The organism is Pseudomonas sp. S1_G07 (assembly GCF_054668565.1).
Genome location: NZ_CP162778.1, coordinates 2,911,980 through 2,931,470, shown reverse-complemented (window position 1 = coordinate 2,931,470; position 19,491 = coordinate 2,911,980). Strand labels below are relative to the sequence as shown.

Here is a 19,491-nt window from a genome sequence, read left to right as displayed (position 1 = left end):
AAGGCTGTGGGAAGAAAGCTTAGGCGAACGGCACGGGCGCCGTTCGCCTGATGGTGGTCAGCGTATCAGATGCAGGTGCAAGCCTTTGGCTTCTCCGGTCCCGGTTTCCAGGCGCGCGGCACGCACGCCCTTGTCGACCAAGGCCTGGCGCCAGGCTTCGGCATTGGCGCCGGTCAGGCTGACGCGCAAGGTGGTATCGAGGTTCAAGCCACGGGAAATCAGGGTCAGCCAGGTGTCGTCAGGCGCCGCGCCCAACGCGGGGAAGTCCAGCTCGCCAGTGCTTTTCAACTCGCGCAACAGGGTTGCCGACGTGGGCAGCAGCACCCCCAAGGGCGCGCTGGCATCCAGTTGCTCCACATGCAGGTAGGCACGGCGGTTGCCACGGGTGATGCCGTACAGCGCCACCAGGGAGTTGTCCTGGGGAGCGGCCAGGCGCAGGAGCAGGTACTCCTGCTGGCCGTCGGCGCCGACCAGCTTGGCATTGCCGAAGATTTCGTTGGCCCACAGGCTGCTTTCGCCGCAATCCCGGGCCTGGCACCAGAACAGCAACTGCGCGCCATTGGCCTGGAGCGCCTCGCGCGTGGCGGTGAATGCAGCGCTGGAGGTGTGCTCCGCGGGCAGTTCATAGGTAATGGCAGTGGTCTGGCCACGTGCGATGGCCTGGCCTTCGTAGCGTAGTTGGCCGCTGATCTTGCGGATCGCGCCCAGCGGGTAGATACGTTCCTTCTCTTCGGCGGGGCGGTAATCGACGATTTGCGCGTCGACCTGACGGGCCACGGCAGGCAGGTCCTGGCTACCCGGTACATCGGCGGCGAACGCCAATGGGCTGAAACAGCACAGCCCCAGGAAACGGATACATCCTCTTCGCACGCTCATCGGATCGGTAAGCCCTGGCCATCGGAGGTCGCAGCGGTGTTGAGTTGGTTCATGGTTGACTCCCTTTCAATCCGCCCAGCCTCGGCAGTTGCCCGCGCCAAGTCAAGGCGCGTGGAAGAACCGATTGAAACAGTCTGCAACAAGAGCCGCGCCGGGCTCATCATTCAAGTGCAAATGGTGGCCTCCGGGCAGCGTGGTCACGGTAAAGGGTAGCTGAGAAAGCAATTCGGAATGTTTCGCCAACATACCGTCGGCTGCCACTACCACCTGCGTAGGGCAACCCACCCGCCGCACGAAGGCCATTGCCTGTTCGTGGGTCAGACGCATCGGGGAAGCCAGGGTCAGACGGCTGTCCGTGCGCCAGGTGTAACCGCCAGGCACCGGCATCAAACCGCGCTGGGCCAGCAGTTGCGCAGCCTCACGGCTCACGGCCACCAGGCCTTTCATTCTGGCTTCCACGGCGCGATCAAGGGTGTTGTACACCGGTTTTTGCTTGCCTTGCAGGTTCAGTTGCGCCTGCAACGCCATGCCCAATCGCTCGGCCACGTTCTCGCCACTGGCGGTGGGCGGGATCACACCGTCGATCAAGCCGAGATGGGTCACCCGTTCCGGCAAGGCGCCGGCCAGCACCAGGGAAACGATGGCGCCGAGGGAGTGGCCAAGTAATGCAAAACGTTTCCAGCCCAGTTGTTCGGCCACTTGCAGGACATCAAAGACGTAATCCCACAACGCATAACCGGCGCCAGGCGGACGATGCGCCGAATGCCCGTGCCCTGCCATGTCCAGGGCCACGATACGCACTCCCTGCAGCCTCGGCGCCAGGCGCGCAAAGCTGTTGGCATTGTCCAGCCACCCATGCAGGGCGATCACCGGCAGGCCGTCTTCAGGACCAAACAGATGGGCCGCCAATTCGATGTGGGGCAGGCTCAGGCGCACTTCCTCGACCGGTGTGCTCATGCGCAACTGCGCTCACGGGCTTCCCAGCGGGCGAACAGGTTCTTGATCAGGATGGCGGTGTCCTGAGGGCGTTCGAGGGGAAACATATGGCCACCCGGCATGGTGAGCATTTCGCCCATGGGCAGGCGGCCGACGCCGCTGGCGTGGTGACGCATCACCACCCGGCTCTGGCGGCCACGCACCACCGCCAGCGGCACCTTCAACTGACGCACCTGGCCGGGGCTGGTGTGGGGCACGCCCCGGTAGATGCTGATTTCGGTGGCCGGGTCGAAACGCAGGCGCAGACGATCACCCGCCTGGTACAGCCCATGTTGCAGATAGGCGTCGAAGCACTCCGGGTCGAAGCCGCGGAACAAGGTCTTGCCGGCGAAGTAACTGCGCGCGGCGTCCAGATCGCTGAATTCTTCGCGACGGCCCAGGGTGCGCCCGGCCGGCGTGAGGCGGTCGATAAAGCCAAAACGCTTGGCGGCGCGAATCACCCAGCGGTCCGCGCGGGTCAGCACGGGTGAATCCAGCATCACCACGCCGCGATACAGTTGCGGGCAACGCAGGGCCGCATGCAAATGCAGCACGCCGCCCAGGGAATGCCCAACGCCCCATACAGGTGCCGGCTGCTGTTCCAGGTGGTGAATCAGCTCGTCCACCAGGTTGCGCCAGTTATCGTCCACCGGAAACCTGGGGTCGTGACCGTGCTGCGGCAGGTGAGCCACCGCGTATTCCGGAGCCAGCGCGGCAAACAACTTGCCGTAGGTGGCCGAAGGGAAGCCATTGGCGTGGGCAAAAAAAACGTGCTGCGACATACCGGACCCATCTGCAAGAACAGACAGTGATTGTCACCATGCCGGGCCGGCGCAGCAATGACTGTAACTGCCAGGAATGATGACACTCACGCCACGCCTATCGCACCGGCGGGGTCTCGCCCAGGGGCACCACGGCCATGGTCAGGCGCGAGATGCAGCTGGCCTTGCCATCCTCGGTGGTCAGGCGAATGTCCCACACCTGGGTAGTGCGACCGATATGGATCGCCCTGGCCACCGCCGTTACGCGCCCGCTGCGGACACCGCGCAGGTGGTTGGCGTTGACCTCCAGGCCCACGCAATAGAACTTGCTGGCATCGATACACAGGTATGCCGCCATGGAGCCCACGCTTTCCGCCAGCACCACGGACGCGCCACCGTGCAACAGGCCGTAGGGCTGGTGGGTGCGATGGTCGACCACCATGCTGGCGGTCAGGGACTCGTCGTCAAAGCTCTCAAAACGAATATCCAGCAGTTCACCTATGGTGTTTTTCTGGCTGGCGTTGAGTTGCTCGATATTCGGTTGGTTGCGCCACAGGCTCATGCCGTTGTCCTTTGTGGGTTTTATGATGACCCTAATCCTGCCACACAACTGTCTCCGAACGCTCGCTCCAGGATTGAAACCGTGCGCCATAGGTCGACTCGATCACGTTGCGCCTGATCTTCAAGGTCGGGGTGAGAAAGCCGTTGTCCACCCCCCAGTTGTCTTTCACCACCACCAGGCGGTGCACACGCTCGTGTTTGTCCAGCGTCTGGTTGACCCGCTCCAGCCAGCGCTCCAGGTCGCCAAGCAGCGCCTGCCGGTCCTGGACCGCCGCCGACAGCACGAGCAGCCCCATCGGTGCGGCCAGGCCATCGCCGACCACACACACCTGTTCGATACATGCATGCTCGGCCAGGCGGTTTTCAATCGGCGCCGGAGCCACGTACTTGCCTTTACTGGTCTTGAAGATTTCCTTGAGGCGCCCGGTCAGGCGCAAACGCCCATCGGCGCCCTGCTCGCCTTTGTCGCCGGTGCGCAGAAAACCATCGGCCGTCAGGGTCTCGGCAGTTTTTTCCGGGTCTTTGAAATAGCCGAGCATGGTCGCACCACTGCGCACCTGCACTTCGCCCAGAGGGTCGATACGCACCTCGACGCCCGGGCACGGCAGGCCGATCCAACCGATTTTTTGCTCGCCAGGACGACACACATGGGAGTAGCCGCAACTCTCGGTCATGCCATACACCTCCAGCACATCCAGGCCCAGGCGTTGATACCAGCGCAACAAGGCTTCGGGCACGGGCGCCGCGCCGCAGAGCGCAACACGCAGCGCGTCCAGCCCCAGGCCGGCGAGCACCTTCTGGCCGACGCGCCTGCCAATGAACGGCAGGCGCAGCAGGGTATCGAGGCGCTGCTGCGGGATCTTGGCATACACGCCCAATTGGAACTTGGTCCAGATACGCGGTACGCCGAACAATGCTGTCGGCCGCGCCCTGCGCAAGTCCGCCAGGAAGGTGTCGAGGCTCTCGGCGAAAAACACGGTTTGCCCGGTGTAGATCGCGGCCATCTCCACAAACATCCGCTCCGCCACATGGCACAGCGGCAGGTATGACAGCAATCGGTCGCTCTCCCCCAGGCCAAATAGCTCAGTGCCGCGCGTGGCGGCAAAACCCAGGGTGCCGAAGCTGTGCATCACGCCCTTGGGCAAACCGGTGGTGCCGGAGGTGTAGATGAGGGTGGCGAGTGTCTCGGCGGCGGGTGCGGGGTCATCCTGGATCGGCGGGCAGGCTTGCAGGTCGGCCCACCTGAAATCGAACGCGCCGGCCGGGCACAACGGCAGGCTGATGGTCGGCACGCCAGCCGGTACCCCCTGGGCCATGGCTGGCCAGTCATCGAGCTTGCCGACGAAGACCAGCGCCGCCTCGGAGTGGGTCAACACATGGGCGACAGAGTCGGCAGTGAGGTTGGGGTACAGCGGCACCGAGACATGCCCGGCCATCCAGATCGCCAGGTCGGCAATGATCCAGTGCGCGCAGTTTTTTGAGATCAGGCCAATAGGCGAACCCTGGGGCAACCCCCTGGCGCGCAGCCAATACGCGGCGCAGCGAGCCTGATGCGCTACGTCGGCCCAGGTAAGGCACTGCACCTCGCCCCCACCCACGGGCTGTACCAGAAAAGTCTGGCGCGGGTGTCGCGCTTCACGTTCGAAGAAGGCCTGCAACGGCAAACGAAAAGCGACAGGCATGGGACGCGCTCCTTTGTGGTCCGACGATAGCCAACCAAGCACTTGCTTGGTTGACTATATAGCACACACAAAGGCGCCGTATGACCTACGGATTCTTCACACTGAGCAGGCTCATCAACCCGGCCAGCGGAAAGTCGCCCTCCAACTCCGCCAGGCTGGCGGTGTGCATCGGCTGCGGCTGGCGCGAGTGCCCGTACTGCAGGACGCTGATCAAGCTGCCGACCAATGGCTGATGGCTGACCAGCAGCACATTGTCATCGGTGTCGAGCTTCGACAGCACCGTCAGCGGGTTGCCGTCGGGCGTCAACCACGGCACGGTGCGGATATCCGGCGCAAACGCCAATGCCTGCCGCACCAGTTGCGCGGTTTGCTGCGCGCGCGCATACGGGCTGGCGATGATGGCGCCGAGAGGTTGGCCGATCAGGTGCGCAGCGCTGCGCAACACTTCGGCGCGACCATGCTCGGTCAGGTTGCGCTCGGCGTCGGTGCGGGCATGGCCTTCAGCCTCACCGTGGCGCAAAACCCACACCTTCATAGCTTCGGCTCCTCATCACGCACCGGGTGCGGCGCTGGCGGCACGCTGTGAGCGGCTTCGCCGTCGGGCGCGCGTGGCGTCGGCCAATCGGCGAACGGCCAAGGTTTCTGCTCGCTGTGGAAACTGCCGAAGCGGCCGATCTGCGCAAGGAACTGGCTGAGGCTGTCGCCGACATTCATCAAGCCCAGGTTCGGCGCGCCGTAGACCAGGCGATAAATCAGTTGCACCACCACCAGCGCGCCGAGCAGGAACTGCGCCACTTGCCACACCAGGGCAAACACCAGCATCCACAGGATGCGCAGGGCAATGGATTCGTACTTGGGGGCTGTTTTCGGGTCGTTCATGACGCGTTCCTCAGTTGAAACCACTGGTGGAAATAAAGTCGACATCGGTTTTCGGCTCGGCGCGCATCAATAACTCAATGACCTGATTCAAGGTGCGCCCTTCAAACAGGATCGCGTGCAACCCGGCGACCAGCGGCATATACACGCCGACTTCCTGAGCCTTGGCCTTGAGTACCTTGAGGGTGTTGACCCCTTCGGCCACTTCGCCCAGGCGCGTGACGGCGTCTTCCAGGCTCAAGCCCTGGCCCAGGGCAAATCCCACCTGATAGTTGCGGCTTTTCGGTGACGAGCAGGTGACGATCAGGTCCCCCACCCCCGCCAGCCCCAGGAAGGTCATCGGGTTGGCGCCCTGGTTCACTGCAAAACGGGTCATTTCCGCCAGTGCACGGGTAATCAGCATGCTCTTGGTGTTCTCGCCCATGCCCAGAGCCACCGCCATGCCGGCGATGATCGCGTAGACGTTTTTCAGCGCACCGCCCAGCTCGACCCCATAGCGATCGCCACTGGCGTACACACGGAAGGTGCGACCATGCAGCACCGCCTGGACCCGTTCGCACAGCGCTTCATCTTCACTGGCGATCACGGTGGCGGTCAGCGCGTGCTCGGCCACTTCCCGCGCCAGGTTCGGCCCGGACAGCACCCCGATGCGCGCGTGGGGCGCGATCTCTTCGAGGATCTCGCTCATCAGCTTGAAACTCTGCGCCTCGATGCCCTTGGTCAGGCTGACCAGCATTTTGTTCGCCAGACGTTGCGCGTGAGGCGCCAGCACCGAGCGCAATGCGCTGGACGGCAGTGCGACAAAGCACAGGTCGCAGTCGGTCAAGGTGGCCAGCAGGTCGGTCACCGGTTCGACCGCCGGATGAATCTTGATACCTTTAAGGTAGCGGGGGTTTTCCCGATGCACGCGGATAGCTTCGGCCTGCTCGGGGTCACGCATCCACTGGCGCACCGGGTGACCGTTCTCGGCCAGCAGGTTAGCCACGGCGGTCCCAAAACTTCCGCCTCCCAGGACCGCAATAGGGCGCTGTTCAGTCATATGCAATCCGTTAATCCATACCAGTGGCGATGGCGGCATTATACGGGCCGACCCGATTGCGGCCAGCCCCTGTGTCAATTCGTGCGCCTGTCGGAAAATGCCATGTTTGTGTGAAGTAAATGCAAGAGCGACGACTGGCAAATGGCCCGGCCTCGGTTAACATGGGCGGCTATCCGTCATGAACAAGGCCGTTCCGTGCATCTGGGCCCCCCTCCTCGCTCATCTCTGTTATTGATGCTGCTGTGCAGTGGCACGACGCTGGCCGATGATTTGTTCCTCGACAGCCAGCCGCTGCCGCAGGTCTTGACCGCCACGCGCCTCAAGCAATCGGCCGCCGCGGTGCCCGGCAGCATGACGGTGATCGACCGCGAGTTGATCAAGGCCAGTGGCGCGCGCGACATCAGCGAACTGCTGCGCCTGGTGCCGGGCATGATGGTCGGCTACACCACCGGCAACCAGGCGTCGGTGAACTACCACGGCACCAGCGCCAGCGATGCTCGGCGCATGCAAGTGCTGATCGACGGCCGCTCGGTGTACCGCGCGGGCCTGGCCACGGTGGACTGGAGCGACATTCCGGTGGCCATGGAAGACATCGAGCGCATCGAGGTCTTCCGCGGCCCCAATACCGTCAGCTACGGCGCCAATGCCTTGATGGCGGTGGTCAATATCCTGACCCGCTCACCGGCCAACAGCCATGGTTCACGGGTGAAAGTCGTTCGTGGCGAACGCGGGATCAACGACTTCTATGCCAGCCAGGGCGTGGGCTGGGAAACCGGCGATCTGCGTTTGTCGCTGTCCGGGCAACAGGACGATGGTTTTGACAGCGATGCCGCCGGCGCCGACCGCCGCGACAGCCGCCGCCTCAACCGCTTCAGCCTGGCGGTGAGCCAGACCTTGAATGCGCAGCAGAGCATCGACTGGCAACTGGACGCCAAAGAGGGCACCAACCAGCGTCCGTATACCTACCGCCCGGTGTTTGCCGAAATTACCGAAGGCGGCAACAACTCCGACGTCGTAGCCAAGGACTACGCCGCTTCCCTGCGTTGGAACTTCGATTTCAATCCCGAACACAGCCTGTATATCCAGGGCTCCGCCCAGCGGTGGGACCGCCGGCAAATCTGGAAAGCCTGCGACGCCGAGGTTTCGTTCAGCCCCGAGCTGACGCAGTTGTGGCAGCTCAACCCCAACTACGCCGAGTTGCTCGCCCGGCATATGGACACCTACAGCCAAGGCTCGGCGCCACCGGGCAGCGCTGCCGAGCAAGCCCTGGCCGAGCAGGTGCTGACTCAATGGCGCAACGGCGCCAACCAGAGCGTGTGCGGCGACATCGACCAGAGTACCCGCGAAAGCCGCTACGACCTGGAGCTCCAGGATACCCTCAGCCTGTCCGACAGCCTGCGCCTGGTCAGCGGCATGAACTACCGCTACGACCGTGCCGATTCCGACACCTACTTCAACGGTACCCTGGACGACACCACCTGGCGTCTGTTCGGCCAGCTGGAATGGCGTGCCAGCGAGCATTGGTTGCTGCAAGGCGGCGCGATGTATGAAGACACCCACCTGAGCGGCCACTCGCTGACGCCACGGGTGGCGGTCAACTACCTGATCAACCCGCGCCACGGCTTGCGCGCGGTGTACTCCGAGGCCATCCGCTCGCCGGACATGTTCGAGAACAACGTCAACTGGAGCTACCGCGTCACCAACCTCACCCCTGCGGCCTACGGGCAGAGCTCCGGGCAGTACTTCGTGAAGACACGCGGCCCGGGCAACCTCGACAAAGAGCTGATGCGCTCGCGGGAACTGGGCTACAACGGGTTCTTTGCCGACATCGGACTGAACGTGGACGTGAAGCTGTTCCATGATGAAATCACCGATATGATCAGTTCGCCGTTGCGCAATAACCAGTACATTGCCAGCAACGCCAACAGCTCACGGTTTACCGGTGCCGAAACGCAGTTCGACTGGCGGGTGAGCAACGCCGACCGCCTGCGCCTGACCTATGCTTACGTCGACGCCACCACCAGCAACCCACTGGACAAAGCGCAGACCGCGCGCAACAGTGGCTCGGCCGGCTGGTTGCGAGAATGGGGCCAGGGCTGGTCCAGCGCACTGTTCTACTATGGCGACGACGCACTCAACGACTATCGCTTCGAACGGGTCGACCTGCGGGTGGCCAAGCGTATTGCCCTGGGCAAAACCAATGTGGAGCTGGCCGGCATGCTGCAGCAACGCCTCGATAACCAGCCCACCACATGGGCCGATAACAATTATGACCAGCGCCACGTGCTCTACTTCAGTGCGGAGTTAGAGTTCTGACATGGGCGACTCGTCAAGGATGACCCGCATTATCTACACGCTTTGGCGCCGCGGCCTGCTGCTGGCCTGCCTGCTGCTGGCGGCACCGGCGTGGAGCGCCGAGATCCTGCTGACAGCCGCCGAAGACAGTGCCGGGGTGCAGTCTTTTACCCAGGCCCTGGCCCGGCAACGCCCCGAAGACCGCGTCACCTTCACCCCCCTGGGCGACCTGCCGGCGCCCAATCGCCTGCCCGCCGGCACGCGCCTGATCCTGCTCGACCTGCCCGCCCTCGATTGGCGCCTGCAAGACGCCCAGGGCCCATCGACCCTGGTGCTGCGCATCAGCCGGCTGCAAGCCCATCAGCACCAGGGGGCCATGCAGCACGCACGGCTCAGCCTGCTCTGGAGCGACCCACCGCTCGCGCGGCAACTGCACCTGATCACCAGCATCCTGCCGCAGGCACGGCGCATTGGCGTGCTGTACGGCGACGAAAGTGAATTCCTGCTGCCCGAGTTGCGTCGCTATGCGCGCACACTGGAGCTGGAGATCGTGCCGCAGCGTTGGGACAACACCAGCGACAGCCGCCCGCTGCAAAGCCTGTTCAGGAACAGTGACGTGTTACTCGGCCTGGACGACCCGCAGTTGTATAACCCCAAGACCGCGAAGAACCTGCTGCTGAGCAGCTACGCCCAGCAATTGCCACTGGTGGGCCCCAATGCCGGATTTGTACGCGCCGGCAGCCTGGCCAGCACCTACAGCGACCAGGCTGACTGGCTGGCGGTACTCAAACGCCTGCTGGACCATCCGCCGGCGAGTTGGCCGCGCACGCTGTACCCGGACCACTTCAAAGTCCTGGGCAACCCGCAAGTCGCACGCTCACTGGGGATCGAGCAGGTAGACGAAACCGGCGTCGCCGCCCGACTGGCCGAAGGAGAAAAGCGCCTATGACCTTGCGCCGTCGCTGGGACATCAACACCCGCACCCAACTCATCACCCTGGGCCCCGCGCTGTTGCTGACGTTGCTGCTGATCAGCTTCTTTACCTTCGTGCGTATTCAGGACCTGCGCCAGGAACTGGATCACACCGGTCAGTTGATCGCCAACCAACTGGCACCCGCCACCGAATACGGGGTGATTTCCGGCAACAACGACGTGCTTGAAAGCCTGCTGCGCGCCACGCTGGCCACGCCTCATGTGCGCTTTCTGGAGATCCAGGACAACAACGAGAACATCCTGGTGTACGTTGAACAACCGTCGGAAAAACACGATCGCTCGCTGTCGGTCAAAGTGTTCCAGGCGCCGATTCGCTTGCAGCACATCCAGCTGGGCAATGATTTCTTCCAGGACAACCTCGACGAACCCAAGGCACCGCGCGCCGATTACCTGGGCCGGGTAATCGTCGGCATGTCCAACGACGCCTTCAGCCAGCGCCAGCAGGAGATCCTGTTCAAAGCCGGCATCCTCGCCTTGTTCGCCCTGCTGTTTACCTTCCTGCTCGCCCGGCGCCTGGCCGCGAGCCTGTCGCAACCGATCAGCGCCATGGGCCATGCGGTCAAGGCCATCCAGCAAGGCGACTACAAGACGCCGCTGCCGATCGTGGATGACTCGGAACTGGGTGACCTTTCGCGGCATATCAACAATCTGGCCGAGGGCCTCAACCAGGCCAGCCGTGAACAGCAGCAGGCCATCGCCCAGCTGATCCAGACCCGCGAAGAGGCCGAGCGCGCCAACAACGCCAAGTCGGATTTCCTGGCCATGATGAGCCACGAACTGCGTACACCGATGAATGGCGTGCTAGGGATGCTGCAACTGTTGGAAACCACCGAGATGACCGAGGAGCAGAGCGAATACGCGGCGCTGGCCTCCGAGTCCACCGAGCACTTGCTCAAGGTGATCAACGACATCCTCGACTTCTCGCGCATCGAACGCGCGGCCCTGGAGCTGGAGCATATTCCGTTCAACCTGGCCGACCTGATCACCAGCTGCGCCCAGGCCTTCCAGCACAGCGCCCAGCAACGCGGGCTGGCGCTCAACCTGCCGATCCCGCCGGGCATGGAAGCGCTGCAGGTACGGGGCGACCCGACGCGCATCAGGCAGATCCTGGTGAACCTGATCGGCAATGCGCTCAAGTTCACCGAGCACGGCACCGTCAGTATCGAGCCCCACTGGCAGCCCCTTGACCATGAACTGGTGTGGTTCACCTGCACCGTGCGCGACAGTGGCATCGGCATTTCCGCCGAGCGCCTGGAACTGATGTTCGATGCCTTCCAGCAAGCCGACAGCTCCATTTCAAGACGTTACGGCGGTACCGGCCTGGGCCTGCCGATTGCCCGCACCCTGGCCGAACGCATGGGCGGCACCCTGCGCGCCCAGAGCGAAGAAGGCCGTGGCTCGGTGTTTACCCTGGAAATCCCGCTGGCCATTGACCAGCACAGCCAGCCGGCGCTCAACCTGAACACCGAAGGCAAGGGCCGCGCCGGTGAGGGCCGCCATGTGTTGCTGGTGGAAGACAACCCGGTCAACCGTACCGTGGTCGAAGCCATGCTGCGCAGCCTGGGCTTTGAAGTGAGCCTGGCCACCGACGGCGTTGAAGCGATCCACAGCGCCGAGAGCCTGATTTTCACCGCGATCCTGATGGATTGCCGGCTGCCGCTGATCGACGGCTATGAAGCCACCCGTCAGATCCGCCAGCTGCCCGGCTGCGCCGATCTGCCGATCATCGCCCTGACCGCCAATGCTTTGCAGGGCGACCGCGAAGCGTGTCTTGCAGCAGGAATGAACGATTACCTGGCTAAACCATTCAAACGCACAGACTTGCAGCAAATCCTGCAGCGTTGGGTGCAGTAGCGCGGGGCCATCTGCCAACTGCGACTGGCGTGAAAGACGAAAGTGCGGCAGTCTTAGGCACCCAAACGGGTCCCTGAACAGGCCCGGTTTAAAATTTCAGTGAACACGTGTACATTCAGTACCTTGACGCTGTGACTTTCACTACAACGCAATAGTCTATGTGTAGGCTGCCGACATGAGGCATGAACGCTTCATTCGGTTCGGGAAGATTTGCCCTACCCTGCCGCATGGGATTATTGAGGAGCTCGCATGACCAAACAAAACGCCTTTACTCGGGAAGATCTGCTGCGCTGCAGTCGCGGTGAGCTGTTCGGCCCAGGTAACGCGCAACTGCCCGCCCCGAACATGCTGATGGTGGATCGCATCACCCATATCAGCGAAGAGGGTGGCAAGTACGGCAAAGGTGAATTGGTCGCCGAGCTGGATATCACCCCGGACCTCTGGTTCTTCGCCTGCCACTTCGAAGGCGACCCCGTGATGCCTGGATGCCTGGGCCTCGACGCCATGTGGCAGTTGGTCGGTTTCTTCCTCGGCTGGCAAGGTCTGCCGGGCCGCGGCCGCGCCTTGGGTTCGGGCGAAGTGAAATTCTTTGGCCAGGTCCTGCCGACCGCCAAGAAGGTCACCTACAACATTCAAATCAAGCGCGTCCTCAAGGGCAAGCTGAACCTGGCCATCGCCGATGGTTCGGTGAGCGTCGACGGTCGCGAGATCTATACTGCCGAAGGCCTTCGGGTCGGCGTATTCACTTCCACTGACAACTTTTAAGGGTTATCCGCATGCGCCGCGTCGTTATCACTGGTCTGGGCATCGTTTCTTGCCTGGGCAATGACAAAGAGACCGTCACCGCTAACCTGCGTGCAAGTCGCCCTGGCATCCGCTTCAACCCGGACTATGCCGAAATGGGTCTGCGTAGCCAGGTTTCCGGCTCCATCGACCTGCCCCTCGAAGAACTGATCGATCGCAAGATCTATCGCTTCGTCGGCCACGCTGCCGCCTATGCCTACCTGGCCATGAAAGACGCAATCGCCGACTCCGGCCTGAGCGAAGACCAGGTATCGAACGTGCGCACCGGCCTGATCGCCGGCTCCGGCGGCGCCTCTACCCTGAACCAGATGGAAGCGCTGGACATCCTGCGCGAAAAAGGCGTGAAGCGCGTTGGCCCGTACCGTGTTACGCGGACCATGGGCAGCACCGTTTCGGCCTGCCTGGCCACGCCATTCCAGATCAAGGGCGTGAACTACTCGATCTCCTCCGCATGCGCCACCAGTGCTCACTGCATTGGTACCGCCGTTGAGCAGATCCAACTGGGCAAACAGGACATCGTGTTCGCCGGCGGCGGCGAAGAAGAACATTGGAGCCAGTCGTTCCTGTTCGACGCCATGGGCGCACTGTCCACCCAGTACAACGACACCCCGGAAAAGGCCTCCCGCGCCTACGACGCCAAGCGTGACGGTTTCGTCATCGCCGGCGGCGGCGGCATGGTAGTGGTCGAGGAGCTGGAACACGCCCTGGCCCGTGGCGCGAAGATCTACGCGGAAATCGTCGGCTACGGCGCCACTTCCGATGGCTACGACATGGTTGCGCCAAGCGGCGAAGGCGCCATCCGCTGCATGCAGATGGCCATGTCCACCGTGGATACCCCGATCGACTACCTGAACACCCACGGCACCTCGACTCCGGTCGGCGACGCCAAGGAAATGGAAGGCGTGCGTGCGGTATTCGGCGACAAGGCTCCGAAAATCAGCTCCACCAAGAGCCTGTCCGGTCACTCCCTGGGCGCCGCTGGCGTTCACGAAGCGATCTACTGCCTGCTGATGATGGAAGGCAACTTCATGGCCGGCTCGGCCAATATCGAAGAGATCGACCCGGTCGTCGCCGATATGCCGATCCTGACCAAGACCGTTGAAAACGTCAAAGTCGACACCGTAATGAGCAACAGCTTCGGCTTCGGTGGCACCAACGCCACCCTGGTGCTGAAACGCTGGCAAGGTAAGTAAGCCCCGCCACCGAGGCGCCTGCTTCACGAGCAAGCCCGCTCCCACATTTGACCGTGTACTTCCTGAAGGAATGCGGTCAAGTGTGGGAGCGGGCTTGCTCGCGAATGGGCCCACGCGATTCCCAGCCCCCCAAAAACCGCGCCACCCGCCTATTCAGATCCAACGCCAACCGATGCCGCTTTAGGCAGAATGGCCAGGAAGTTATCGCGCGCCACTTTGCGAGCCACGTCCTCAGACAAGGCATTCAGAAAGGGGTCAAAGCGGCGCATTTCCTTACCCAGTTTATTGAAACGTCCTACTACGTCCGAGCCCAGCATAAACCGCTCAGGGAAGCGCTCCACCAGCTTTACCCACTCCGGCCGAGGCTGACCCGCCTCGTCGAGCAGATATGGCGTGAGCATGCTCCAGGACAGGTCTATGTATAAATTGGGGTAAGCCTCGAGCAGGCGGTTCAAGGTGGGCAGCAAGAAGTCCATCTGCACCTGATGACGGTGAATCTCCTTACTGGTACCGGCATGGGCCCAGATAAAGCGTGTGTGGATGGTTGCGCAGCGACTCTTCCACTTCCGCCAGGTACAACGGATTGCGCTCGCGCTTGGAGGTGATGTTGGAGTGCAGCATCACGGGCAGGTCGTTTTCTGCGGCCAGGTGATAAATACGCGTCATGGCTTCGTTATTGGCGCGTGGCGTGTCACCCGAGGTCAGCGCCGTGAGGTCGTCGTGGCGCGTGAAGACTTCGCCGATGCCCTGCCACAGCCCAGGGTTGAGATCGAGCATGCGCTGGATGTGGGCCGCAGAATTCTTGTCGTTGGGGTTGAAGCCACTCAAGAACGGATGAAAATGCCGGCGCTGTTCGGGCGCGAGCTTGTTCACCGCCGCCGCGACAATCACATCGGTCGCGCTGTACCAATAGGCATCGGCGTCGTCGCCGGCGTAGTAGCGCGGGCGCTTGGGCTCATCTTCGTGCCATTTTTTCGCGACGGGGATACCGGAAATCATCACGTGCTCAATGCGATTGTCCTTCATGGCCTTGAGCAGCTTGTCCATGCCCGCCGTTTCCTGGAAGAAATCCACATAATGCAGGTGCGCATCGCTGTAGGCGTAGTCGCGGGCCTGCACGGCAAGGCTGCTGGCGGCAAGCAACAGGGCGAGACTCAGGCGGGTCCAGGGCACGGTACAACCTCGATAAGGGCTAATACGGGTAGACCCTACCTCCCGCATCGGGGTTCATCGCGGAAAAAACGTGGAACGCCCAGGTACCCGCATGCTCTATAACTGCATGACCTTCATCCTGTCATCCTGTGAGGTTTGCCATGTCTGTTACCGTCAATACGCTGAACGCTGAAAACTTTCGCCACAGCGTCAATATCAATCATCACGAGCTGTTTACCGACCTGCCCAAGAGCCTGGGCGGTGACGATTCGGCGCCCTCCCCCCACGATTACTTCGATGCCGCGCTGGCATCGTGCAAGGCCCTGACCGTCAGGCTGTATGCGCAGAAAAAGGACATCCCGCTCACCGGCGTGACGGTGGAAGTGACCCACGACGACACTGAAGAAAAACACGGCAAGTACACACTCAGCGTCAAGCTGACCCTCAAGGGCGTGCTCACCGACGCGCAGCGCGATGAACTGCATCGCGTGGCAGACAAGTGCCCGGTGCACAAGCTGATGACCGCCACCAAGATCAATATTGAAACGAAGCTGTCCGAAGGCCCCTTCAGCCAATAGCGGCAACCTCCCATCGAGCGGGTTATGCTCAGCACCTTCAACCCGCTCAGACTGGGACGCACCCATGACCCACCTCACCGTGATCCACCCTCGCCTTGAAGATGTCGAGGGCCAGCCCATCCTGCGCCCGCTGCCGTCGCGGGAATGCCGCGCCGTCGGGCCTTTCGTGTTCTTCGACCATATGCTGCACACCCGCTACGCGCCGGGCAGCGGCATGAATGTCCGCCAGCACCCGCATATCGGCCTGTCTACCCTGACCTACCTGTTCGAAGGCACGCTACAGCACAAGGACAGCCTGGGTTCCGACCAGGAGGTAGCGGCCGGCGATGTGAGCTGGATGACCGCCGGCAGCGCGATTGCCCACGTCGAACGCACGCCCGAGGCGCTCAAGGCCAGTGGTTTCAGCCTGCATGGGCTGCAGGTATGGCTGGCCTCGCCCAAGGATCATGAAACCGGCCCGGGGCACTACAGCCATCACCCGGCGGCGAGCCTGCCGGTGAGCGACAACCTGGGTGTCCGGATTCGCCTGATCGCCGGCAGTGGCTTCTGCCTCAAATCGCCGGTACCGGTGCTGTCGCCCACGTTGTATGCAAATGTACAGATGCAAACGGCCACGACCTTGCTGATTCCTGACGAGCACGAGGAACGTGCGGTGTATGTGCTGGAGGGTGAAGCACAGCTGGAGGGTGAGCGGCTTGAGGCACATAGCCTGGTAGTATTGCCGGCCGGGCAGGCAATGACCCTGTTCGCCGAGAGCGATTGCCACTTTGTGGTATTTGGCGGAGCACCGCTGGATGGGCCACGGCGGATCAATTGGAATTTTGTCGCGAGCGATCCGCTGAAGATCGAGCAGGCCAGGCAACGGTGGGCGGCAGGGGATTGGCCGACGGTGCCGGGTGAAACTGAAAGAATTGAGTTGCCTGTGAGATAGCTATCGGGGGCAAGCCCCCGATGAGGCCGGAACAGGCACTAAAGACTTAGCCTTTGAACACTTCATCCAGCAAGTTATGCATCGACTGGAAAGCCCGTGCAGCGGTCTTCGCGTCGTACATCATCTTGCCCGGCACATTGGCGTCCGGGTCGGTGAAGGAATGCACCGCGCCGCCGTAGCTCAGCAGTTGCCAATCCACACCGGCCGCGTTCATTTCGTCTTCGAAGGCTGGCAGTTGCTCCTTCGGCACCAACGGGTCGGAGGCGCCATGCAGCACCAGCACCGCCCCCTTGATGTTCCTGGCATGCGCCGGGTCAGGTGTGTCGAGGGTGCCGTGGAACGATATGGCAGCCTTCAACGGCGCGCCCGTACGGGCCAGCTCCAGGGAGCAGCAACCGCCAAAGCAGAAGCCGAAGGTCGCCAGCCTGGACGTGTCAATAGCCGCTTCAGTCTGGCCTTGCAGTTGCTCGAGGGCCACCTGCATGCGCTTGTTCAATAGCACGCGGTCATTCTTCAACGGCATCATCGCCGCACCGGCTTCATCGCCATTCGTCGGACGCACGGTTTGCCCGTAGAGGTCGGCGATCAGCACCACGTAGCCTTTACCGGCAACCGCCTTGGCGATTTCTTCGGCACCCGCACTCACCCCCATCCAGTTCGGCGCCATCAGCAGCCCCGGCAAGGGGCCTTTGTGGCTCGCATCGAACGCCAGGCGACTCTCATAGGGCTGGCCATCAATCTGATAGACCACGGAACGCACAGTGACTTGGCTCATCATTCTCTCCAGTTGAAGATCACTAGAATGGAAATGGGCTGTAGGAGCGAGCTTGCTCGCGAAGAACCTCAACGATCACGCGGGCAACCTGACACCCAGCGCCGCCCGCAGGTTTTTCGCGAGCAAGCTCGCTCCTACAAACGAAAAAACCCGCCGAAGCGGGTTTTTCTACAACGGTATTAAACCGACAATTCAACCAACAGCTTGTTCAGTCGGCGCACATAAGCGGCCGGGTCTTTGAGGCTGTCGCCGGCGGCCAACGCCGCCTGGTCGAAGAGGATGTGCGACAGGTCGCCAAAACGCTCTTCGCTCTGCTCGCCGTCGAGCTTCTCGATCAACGGGTGAGCCGGGTTGAATTCGAAGATCGGCTTGGAATCCGGCACCTTCTGACCGCTGGCTTCGAGAATCTGGCGCATCTGCATGCCCAGATCCTGCTCGCCGATGGCCAGGATCGCCGGGGAGTCGGTCAGACGGTGCGAAACCCGCACTTCGCTGACGGCATCGCCCAGGGACGCCTTGATCCGCTCAACCAGGCCTTCTTTGGACTTGGCCACCTCTTCAGCGGCTTTTTTGTCCTCTTCGGAGTCCAGGTTACCCAGGTCCAGGTCGCCACGGGCCACATCGACAAAGGACTTGCCGTCGAATTCGTTGAGGTAGCTCATCAGCCACTCATCGATACGGTCGGTCAGCAGCAGCACTTCGATGCCTTTCTTGCGGAAGACCTCCAGGTGCGGGCTGTTCTTGACCTGGGCGTAGGTTTCGCCGGTGAGGTAGTAGATCTTGTCCTGACCTTCCTTGGCGCGCGCCAGGTATTCGGCCAGCGACACCACTTGCTCGCCGTCGTCGCCCTGAGTCGAGGCAAAACGCAGCAGGCCGGCGATTTTTTCCTTGTTGGCAAAATCTTCCGCCGGGCCTTCTTTCATGACCTGGCCGAAGTTTTTCCAGAAGCCTTTGTATTGCTCAGGCTCGTTTTTCGCCAGTTTTTCCAGCATGTCGAGTACACGCTTGGTCAGCGCAGACTTCATGGAGTCGATGATCGGGTCTTTCTGCAGGATTTCCCGCGACACGTTCAGCGACAGGTCGTTGGAGTCGACCACACCCTTGATAAAGCGCAGGTACAGCGGCAGGAAGGATTCCGCCTGGTCCATGACGAACACGCGCTGTACGTAGAGCTTCAGGCCTTTTGGCGCTTCACGCTGGTACAGGTCGAACGGCGCACGGGCCGGTACGAAGAGCAGCGAGCTGTATTCCAGCTTGCCTTCGACCTTGTTGTGGCTCCAGCTCAGCGGGTTTTCGTAGTCGTGACCGATGTGCTTGTAGAACTCCTGGTATTCCTCGTCCTTGATCTCGGTACGCGGACGGGTCCACAAGGCACTGGCGCGGTTGACGGTTTCCCATTCAACGGCTGGCGCTTCTTCGCCTTCGGTCGCGGCCTGTTCTTTAGGCAACTCGATCGGCAGCGCGATGTGGTCGGAATATTTCTTGATGATGTTGCGCAGGCGCCAGCCATCGGCAAACTCGTCTTCACCGGATTTCAGGTGCAGCACGATACGGGTACCGCGGTCAGCCTTATCGAGGGTGGCGATTTCGAACTCGCCCTCGCCTTTGGAGGCCCAGTGCACGCCTTCGCTGGCGTCCAGGCCGGCGCGACGGCTGAACACTTCAACCTTGTCGGCGACGATGAAGGCCGAGTAGAAGCCCACGCCGAACTGGCCGATCAGATGCGAGTCTTTTTTCTGGTCGCCCGACAGGTTTTTCATGAAGTCAGCGGTGCCGGATTTGGCGATGGTCCCCAAGTGGGTGATCGCATCGTCACGGCTCATGCCGATACCGTTGTCTTCGATGGTGACGGTCTTGGCATCCTTGTCGAAGCTCACACGGATTTTCAGTTCCGTGCCACCTTCCAGCCACTCAGGCTTGGACAGGGCTTCAAAACGTAATTTGTCGACAGCGTCGGAGGCGTTCGAGATCAATTCGCGAAGGAAGATTTCCTTGTTGGAATACAGCGAATGGATCATGAGGTGCAGCAGTTGCTTCACCTCGGTCTGGAAGCCCAGGGTTTCCTTTTGAGTTTCCACACTCATGGTCATCAAACTCCAAGTGGATGGCAGTAGCCGCGCCCGTGAGGGTTGGCGGCGGGTTGTCA

At 62.0% G+C, this 19,491-nt stretch carries 17 protein-coding genes and 1 pseudogene; 7 read left to right on the top strand and 11 right to left on the bottom strand.

Going from position 1 to position 19,491, the window contains the following annotated elements:
* Positions 1-57 precede the first annotated feature (57 nt).
* The 8 genes from AB4O05_RS13525 to AB4O05_RS13490 form a co-directional block, all read right to left on the bottom strand.
* The gene (locus tag AB4O05_RS13525; RefSeq protein ID WP_460137075.1) at positions 58-876 is read right to left on the bottom strand and encodes a DUF4892 domain-containing protein; all 819 of its coding nucleotides are present in this window, start codon (positions 874-876) and stop codon (positions 58-60) included.
* Positions 877-978: 102 nt separating this feature from the next.
* Positions 979-1,833, bottom strand: coding sequence for an alpha/beta hydrolase (locus tag AB4O05_RS13520; RefSeq protein ID WP_460137076.1), 855 nt, complete (start codon positions 1,831-1,833; stop codon positions 979-981).
* Positions 1,830-2,633, bottom strand: a complete 804-nt coding sequence (locus tag AB4O05_RS13515; protein WP_460137077.1) for an alpha/beta fold hydrolase — start codon at positions 2,631-2,633, stop codon at positions 1,830-1,832. Before AB4O05_RS13515 ends, AB4O05_RS13520 begins: the two co-directional genes overlap by 4 nt.
* A gap of 97 nt (positions 2,634-2,730) precedes the next feature.
* The gene (locus tag AB4O05_RS13510; RefSeq protein WP_460137078.1) at positions 2,731-3,174 is read right to left on the bottom strand and encodes a hotdog fold thioesterase; all 444 of its coding nucleotides are present in this window, start codon (positions 3,172-3,174) and stop codon (positions 2,731-2,733) included.
* Between the two features lie 31 nt (positions 3,175-3,205).
* Positions 3,206-4,855, bottom strand: coding sequence for an AMP-binding protein (locus AB4O05_RS13505; RefSeq protein WP_460137079.1), 1,650 nt, complete (start codon positions 4,853-4,855; stop codon positions 3,206-3,208).
* Positions 4,856-4,940: 85 nt separating this feature from the next.
* Positions 4,941-5,390: a phosphohistidine phosphatase SixA gene (sixA, locus tag AB4O05_RS13500; protein WP_460137080.1), complete on the bottom strand. Its 450-nt coding sequence runs from the start codon at positions 5,388-5,390 to the stop codon at positions 4,941-4,943.
* Positions 5,387-5,734, bottom strand: a complete 348-nt coding sequence (locus AB4O05_RS13495; RefSeq protein ID WP_460137081.1) for a DUF4389 domain-containing protein — start codon at positions 5,732-5,734, stop codon at positions 5,387-5,389. The genes sixA and AB4O05_RS13495 overlap by 4 nt, the downstream gene beginning before the upstream one ends.
* Positions 5,735-5,744: 10 nt before the next feature.
* The gene (locus tag AB4O05_RS13490) at positions 5,745-6,770 is read right to left on the bottom strand and encodes an NAD(P)H-dependent glycerol-3-phosphate dehydrogenase (RefSeq protein WP_460137082.1); all 1,026 of its coding nucleotides are present in this window, start codon (positions 6,768-6,770) and stop codon (positions 5,745-5,747) included.
* 195 nt (positions 6,771-6,965) lie between these two features.
* On the opposite strand from AB4O05_RS13490, the gene AB4O05_RS13485 reads away from it, so the two are divergent.
* The 5 genes from AB4O05_RS13485 to fabB all read left to right on the top strand — a co-directional run bounded on the left by AB4O05_RS13485 (position 6,966) and on the right by fabB (position 13,909).
* A complete protein-coding gene (locus AB4O05_RS13485) occupies positions 6,966-9,086 on the top strand; it encodes a TonB-dependent receptor plug domain-containing protein (RefSeq protein ID WP_460164892.1) in 2,121 nt (706 codons plus the stop codon).
* Position 9,087: 1 nt separating this feature from the next.
* Positions 9,088-10,014, top strand: a complete 927-nt coding sequence (locus tag AB4O05_RS13480; protein WP_460137084.1) for an ABC transporter substrate-binding protein — start codon at positions 9,088-9,090, stop codon at positions 10,012-10,014.
* A complete protein-coding gene (locus AB4O05_RS13475) occupies positions 10,011-11,912 on the top strand; it encodes an ATP-binding protein (RefSeq protein WP_460137085.1) in 1,902 nt (633 codons plus the stop codon). Before AB4O05_RS13480 ends, AB4O05_RS13475 begins: the two co-directional genes overlap by 4 nt.
* Before the next feature lie 249 nt (positions 11,913-12,161).
* On the top strand, positions 12,162-12,677 hold the full coding sequence (gene fabA / locus AB4O05_RS13470) for a 3-hydroxyacyl-[acyl-carrier-protein] dehydratase FabA (protein WP_010211704.1): 516 nt from the start codon (positions 12,162-12,164) through the stop codon (positions 12,675-12,677).
* Positions 12,678-12,688: 11 nt separating this feature from the next.
* Positions 12,689-13,909 carry a beta-ketoacyl-ACP synthase I gene (gene fabB / locus AB4O05_RS13465; protein ID WP_460137086.1) on the top strand — a complete coding sequence of 407 codons (1,221 nt, stop codon included), beginning with the start codon at positions 12,689-12,691 and terminating at the stop codon, positions 13,907-13,909.
* A gap of 149 nt (positions 13,910-14,058) precedes the next feature.
* On the opposite strand, the pseudogene AB4O05_RS13460 reads toward fabB, so the two are convergent.
* Positions 14,059-15,082 (bottom strand): annotated as a pseudogene (locus AB4O05_RS13460) (amidohydrolase family protein).
* A gap of 140 nt (positions 15,083-15,222) precedes the next feature.
* On the opposite strand from AB4O05_RS13460, the gene AB4O05_RS13455 reads away from it, so the two are divergent.
* Both AB4O05_RS13455 and AB4O05_RS13450 read left to right on the top strand, forming a co-directional pair.
* On the top strand, positions 15,223-15,639 hold the full coding sequence (locus tag AB4O05_RS13455) for an OsmC family protein (RefSeq protein ID WP_460137087.1): 417 nt from the start codon (positions 15,223-15,225) through the stop codon (positions 15,637-15,639).
* Between the two features lie 64 nt (positions 15,640-15,703).
* Positions 15,704-16,570 (top strand): pirin family protein, encoded by an 867-nt coding sequence (locus tag AB4O05_RS13450; RefSeq protein WP_460164891.1) that lies wholly within the window; start codon positions 15,704-15,706, stop codon positions 16,568-16,570.
* 46 nt (positions 16,571-16,616) lie between these two features.
* Here AB4O05_RS13450 and AB4O05_RS13445 read toward each other — a convergent pair whose 3' ends face one another.
* Together AB4O05_RS13445 and htpG are read right to left on the bottom strand one after the other, a co-directional pair.
* Positions 16,617-17,345 (bottom strand): dienelactone hydrolase family protein, encoded by a 729-nt coding sequence (locus AB4O05_RS13445; RefSeq protein ID WP_460137088.1) that lies wholly within the window; start codon positions 17,343-17,345, stop codon positions 16,617-16,619.
* Positions 17,346-17,524: 179 nt separating this feature from the next.
* On the bottom strand, positions 17,525-19,429 hold the full coding sequence (gene htpG / locus AB4O05_RS13440; RefSeq protein WP_460137089.1) for a molecular chaperone HtpG: 1,905 nt from the start codon (positions 19,427-19,429) through the stop codon (positions 17,525-17,527).
* Positions 19,430-19,491 lie beyond the last annotated feature (62 nt).